The organism is Pseudomonas meliae (assembly GCF_001400515.1).
Taxonomy (GTDB): domain Bacteria; phylum Pseudomonadota; class Gammaproteobacteria; order Pseudomonadales; family Pseudomonadaceae; genus Aquipseudomonas; species Aquipseudomonas amygdali.
Window position 1 is genome coordinate 1 of record NZ_LJQT01000076.1, and the last position, 408, is coordinate 408.

General features: G+C 59.2%; 1 pseudogene. It reads left to right on the forward strand.

Going from position 1 to position 408, the window contains the following annotated elements:
• Positions 1 to 389, forward strand: a pseudogene (locus ALO64_RS03595) (phospholipase D family nuclease); the annotation flags it as partial.
• Positions 390 to 408 lie beyond the last annotated feature (19 nt).

Genomic DNA, 408 nt, shown 5'->3' on the forward strand with positions numbered 1-408 from the left:
TTACTCAATGTGATCCAGCGAGCCCGGCAGCAGATACGGCTGATGGCTTACAGCTTCACCTCTCCAAGCGTGGTCAAGGCGTTGGTGCAAGCCAAACGGCGCGGCGTCGATGTACAGGTGGTGGTCGATGCCCATGGCAACGACAACAGGGCCAGTCGCGCTGCGATGAACCTGCTGGCCAACGCGCAAATCCCTGANAGCACGACAAGGTGATCATCACCGATGGCCAGAACGTCGAGACCGGCTCGTTCAACTACTCGGCCTCGGCCGCCAAGGCCAACAGCGAAAATGCGGTGGTGATGTGGGACGTTCCTGCGGTGGCCAGCGTGTACCTGGAGCATTGGCAATCACGCTGGGTACAGGGCCAGCCTTATCAGCCGACTTACTGAGGAAGGTGTGGTGAAACTA